This is a genomic window from Achromobacter sp. DMS1 (genome assembly GCF_001270295.1).
This window is the reverse complement of record NZ_LHSJ01000318.1, coordinates 1-4,411: the sequence shown is the minus strand read 5'-3', so window position 1 is coordinate 4,411 and position 4,411 is coordinate 1. Positions and strand designations below refer to the sequence as shown.

The 4,411-nt window shown below is 71.2% G+C and carries 2 protein-coding genes and 4 pseudogenes; 1 reads left to right on the top strand and 5 read right to left on the bottom strand.

What is annotated here, in order from left to right:
• Positions 1-410 (bottom strand): translesion DNA synthesis-associated protein ImuA (gene imuA, locus AD428_RS23370; RefSeq protein WP_152968207.1); only part of this gene is annotated, 410 nt, incomplete at its 3' end.
• 189 nt (positions 411-599) lie between these two features.
• Between imuA and ypfH the strand changes: the two are divergent.
• Positions 600-1,313 (top strand): annotated as a pseudogene (gene ypfH / locus AD428_RS23365) (esterase).
• A gap of 25 nt (positions 1,314-1,338) precedes the next feature.
• Here ypfH and AD428_RS23360 read toward each other — a convergent pair.
• The 4 genes and pseudogenes from AD428_RS23360 to AD428_RS28670 form a co-directional block, all read right to left on the bottom strand.
• A pseudogene (locus AD428_RS23360) lies at positions 1,339-2,832 on the bottom strand (efflux transporter outer membrane subunit).
• Between the two features lie 62 nt (positions 2,833-2,894).
• Positions 2,895-3,805, bottom strand: a pseudogene (locus AD428_RS23355) (efflux RND transporter periplasmic adaptor subunit).
• Positions 3,806-3,810: 5 nt separating this feature from the next.
• A complete protein-coding gene (locus tag AD428_RS23350; RefSeq protein ID WP_053246741.1) occupies positions 3,811-4,023 on the bottom strand; it encodes a DUF1656 domain-containing protein in 213 nt (70 codons plus the stop codon).
• A gap of 102 nt (positions 4,024-4,125) precedes the next feature.
• Positions 4,126-4,359 (bottom strand): annotated as a pseudogene (locus tag AD428_RS28670) (FUSC family protein); the annotation flags it as partial.
• Between the last annotated feature and the right edge of the window lie 52 nt (positions 4,360-4,411).

Genomic DNA, 4,411 nt, shown 5'->3' with positions numbered 1-4,411 from the left:
GATTCGGGGCGGACCTGGGGCAGCCAGCACAGCACCGCGCCGCAACTGCCGTTCTTGAGGATCTGCTCGGTGGCCCAGAGGGCGTCGGCGGGTTTCTCGGGTGCGACCCAGAGCAGCTGGCGCGGGTCCAGCTTCCAGCTCATCCAGCTGGCGATATGGGGCGGGTGCGGCGGCTGCACCAGGGCGATGGGACGGCGGGTTTCGAGCTGGGCCAGCGCCGGCCGCAGCAGGCGGATTTCCCCCGAGCCGGGGTGCGGCGTCAGCACCTCGATCAGCGAACCCAGCGGCCAGCCGCCGTCGGGCAGCTCGGCCGAGAGCGCCGCATGCCCGGTGGGCAGCGTGCGGGCCGCGCCCCGGGCGAGCTGGCTGGCCCGCCATACGGCGGGATGAATGTGTTCGGGGACAGGCATGGGGTTGCGGGACCTGGCGCGGGGTCCGGTTCGGCAAATTCAACAATGACTGTATAAATATACAGTATTTTGCCGCGGGCATCGAGCCGGGCCGGGCGGGCGGCGCGTTCTACCGCGCGTTCTACAATGACCGGGTCCCGGCGCGCCGTTTGCGCGCCACTTGCGCGCCATGCCGCGCGGGAGCCGCTCATGGCCTCTTCCAGCCCCATCAATTCGATCGAAATCCTTCCCGAGACCGGCGTGGACGTGCGCCAGCTTTTCATCCTGCTGCACGGCGTGGGCGGCTCGCCCGCCGACATGGAGCCGCTGGCGCACGCGGTGCGCGCGCGTTCCCCCTCGGCCGCCGTGCTCGTCCCGGCGGGTTTCCAGCCTTACGACGGCGGCGGCGCAGGACGCCAGTGGTTCTCCGTGCGCGGCATTACCGAGGAAAACCGGCCAGAGCGCGTGGCCCAGGCCATGCCCGCGCTGGTGGCCTATGTGCGCGAGGCGCAGGCGCGTTTCGGTCTGCTGCAATCGGACACGGCCCTGGCGGGGTTCTCGCAAGGCGCCATCATGGCGCTGGAAATGGTCCAGGCCCACGACGGCCTGGCCGGCCGCGTGATCGCCTTTTCCGGCCGCTACGCCCGATTGCCGCGCATGGCGCCGCAATACACCACCCTGCACCTGCTGCACGCGCTGGCCGACCCGGTCATGCCGGTGGCCGGCATCCAGGCCGCCCAGGCGCGGCTGGACGAACTGCACGGCGACTCCACCATCGACGTGGCCACCTAGATGCGCCACGAGCTGCATCCCGCCCTCATCCAGCGCGCCATCGTGCGCCTGCAGACCTGCGTGCCCCTGCGCAGTTGGGAAGCCGCGCTGGGCCTGAACCAGACGCCGCCCGAGGGCTCCACCCTGCACTGAGGCCGGCGCGGCCCGGGCCCGGCGTTCAGCGCGCGGCCGCGGAAGCCGGCTGGTCTTCCCACCCCCGCCCCAGCGCCAGGAAGAGCGCGATCTGGTCCTGGCTGAGTTCGGCCCGGGAGGCGGCCAGCGCGCTTTCGTTGCTGGCCAGGGTGCGCTCGGCGTCCAGCACGGTGAGGTAGTCGGTCTTGCCGTACTGGGAAGAGCTGGCGCGCCTGGGCTGCCGCCTCGGCGCGTCTGGTCGCGGGCGGCCTTGAGGGCGGTTTCGCGGTCGAGCTGGCGGGCGTAGACCGCGAGCGCGCTTTCGGTTTCGCGCAGGGCATTGAGCACCGTCTTGTCGAACTGCGCCAGCGCGGCTTTGGTGCTGGCCTCGGCCTGGGCGATGCGGGCCTGCGCCGCCCCGGTGTTGGGCACGGTCCAGGAGATCAGCGGGCCCAGGCTCCAGCCGAAGGTGCCGCGGTCTCCGAACATCGAGGCCGGTCCGCCCGAGGCCGCGGACAGGCCCAGGCTGATCTTGGGGTAGAGGTCGGCTGTGGCGACGCCGATGCGCGCGGTGGCGGCCGCCAGGCTGCGTTCGGCTTGGCGGATGTCGGGCCGACGGCGCAGCAGCGCGGCGCCGTCACCCACGGGAATGGGCTGGCCCAGGCGCGGCGCGGCGGCGCATTGCATGAGCGAAACCGGAATCTCGGCCGGCGTCTGGCCGGTGAGCGCGGCCAGCGTGTAGAGCGCGGTGCGCTGGCGAGCCTGGAAGGGCGGCAGGTTGGCCTGGAGCTGTTCGAGCTGGCTGCGGGCGCGCGTCACGTCCAGGACGGTGCCGCGTCCGGCTGCTGCAGGCGCTGGACGCGTCAGCGACGCCTTCTGCACTTCCACCGAATGCCGGGCCGAGGCGAGCTGCATGCCGGCCGCGCTCATGTCGGCGTAGGCGCGCGCGGTTTCGGCGGCCACCGTGACGCGGCGGCGTCATAGGCGGCCTGGGGCCGCCTGCTCGTCGCCGCTGGCGGCCTCGATGGCGCGGCGGATCTGGCCGAAGAGGTCAAGCTGGTACGACACCGAAACGCCGCCCGAGTATGACCAGTGGTTGGGGGGGATCGACGCCTGGCTGCAGCTGCTGCAGGCCCGACGAGTGGCCGTAGGTCGGCGTGGCGTTCACGCCGATGCCGGGCCGCTGCTGGGCCTGCGCCTCGCGCACCGCCGCCTGCGCGCGCTCCAGGTTGGCCTGGGCCACGCGCAGGTCGGTGTTGATTTCCAGGGCCTTTTGCACGAGTCCGTCGAGCACCGGATCCTGGTAGAGCCGCCACCAGTGCGCGGGCAGCGGTTCCTGGCGGTAGGGGCCGGACCGGGCTTCCGCGAACGGGACCTGCGCGCTTTGCCGCTGCGCCACCGAGCCGGAGGGCACGTGGTAGTCGGGGCCCACGGCGGTGCAGCCGGCGAGCGCGAGCGCCAGGGCGGCAAGCACGGCGCACCGGCGGCGTGTCCGGTTTTTCGTGTGGGCGGAGGTGGGCAGCAAATCTTCGGTGTTCATGGCGGTTACGGCTGGGAAAGGGACGATGTCTGTGGCTCTCGGGGCGGTCGGTCCTCGGCGGGTCAGGTTTGCGGTTGGCTGGCCTTCTGGCCGGCGGCGGGGCGGTCGACGGAGACGGTGGCGGTCTGGCCGGCGACCAGGCGCACGCCTTCGGGCACTTCGTCGATCTTCACGCGCACGGGAATGCGCTGGGCCAGGCGCACCCAGTTGAAAGTGGGGTTCACGTTGGGCAGCAGGTTCGCGCCGGTGCTGCGGTCGCGGTCGGCGATGCCCATGGCGATGCTTTCCACGTGGCCGCGGATTTCGCGCGAGTCGCCCATCAGGGTCACGGTGACCGGATCGCCTTCGCGGATGCCGGGCAGCTTGGTTTCCTCGAAGTAGCCTTCCACGTAGAACGAATGCGAATCCACCAGCGCCATCACGCCGTGGCCGGCGGTGGCGTAGGAGCCGGCGCGCAGGTCCAGGTTGGTGACGCGCCCGTCGGTGGCCGCGACCACGCGGCTGCGTTCCAGGTTCAGGCGGGCGATGTTGAGCTGCACTTCGGCCTGGGCCAGCGCGCCGCGGTCTGCTGCAGGCGGGTCTGGCTCTGTTCCAGGGCCTCGGCGGCCACCAGCTTGCCCAGTTCGCGGTTGCGGCGGGCATCGCGCACCGCCTGCTCGCGCGCCACCTGCTGCGAGCGCACGGCGGCCTGGGCCTGGTCGTACGCGAGCTGGAAGCGCGCGCGGTCGATCTCGAACAGCACGTCGCCGGCTTTCACATCCTGGTTGTCGTGAACGGGCACGGAGGTCACCAGGCCCGAGACGTCGGGGGCGACCTGCACCACATAGGCCTTGACGCGGCCGTCGCGCGTCCAGGGCTCGACTTCATAGTGCACCCAGAGCTGCCAGCCGGCGTAGACGGCGGCGGCGACAATGGCAGCCGTCACCGCAAACTTGCCGATGGCGGCAGGGCGAAGGGCGTTGGGGAATTTCATACCTGCTATCTCTGGAAAACGTAAGGGGAAATAAGCGTCATGCCGTAGAGCAGCACCAAATAAAGCGCCAGATCGAACAGGGCGGGGTGCCACACCAGGCGGTACAGTCCGGCGCGGGCCATGGCGCGCCTCACTACCCAGGACACGCCCAGGGTGATCACGCCCAGCACCAGCAGCCAGGGGAAATAAATGCCGTAAAGATTGAATTCGCCGATCATGTTGTCTTGCCCTCCATGGCGGGATGGGCGGGTTGATAGCCCGGCGCGTCGGGGATAGAAGGCGCGGCGGATACCCACCAGGGCCACCACCGCGCGGTCGCGCGCCGCGCCGCCGGCCTGCGCGGCCGAGACGCTGGACAGGCGCGCGTCTATCTGCGCCAGGAGATTCTCGGGCTTCTCGCCGCCGCGCCAGGTCGAGCGGGCGCGGAAGAACTGCGCCAGACCGCTGAGCACGGGCGCGATGGCGGCATCGGCCACTGCCAGGTGGCGGCGGGCGCGCTGCAGTTCGGTGATGTCGCGGCCCACGCGCAGGTCTTTCAGCGCATCGGCGGCCAGCAGGTCGTCCGGACGCTTGGCCAGCGCCAGCCGGGGCTGCAGCAGGCCGATG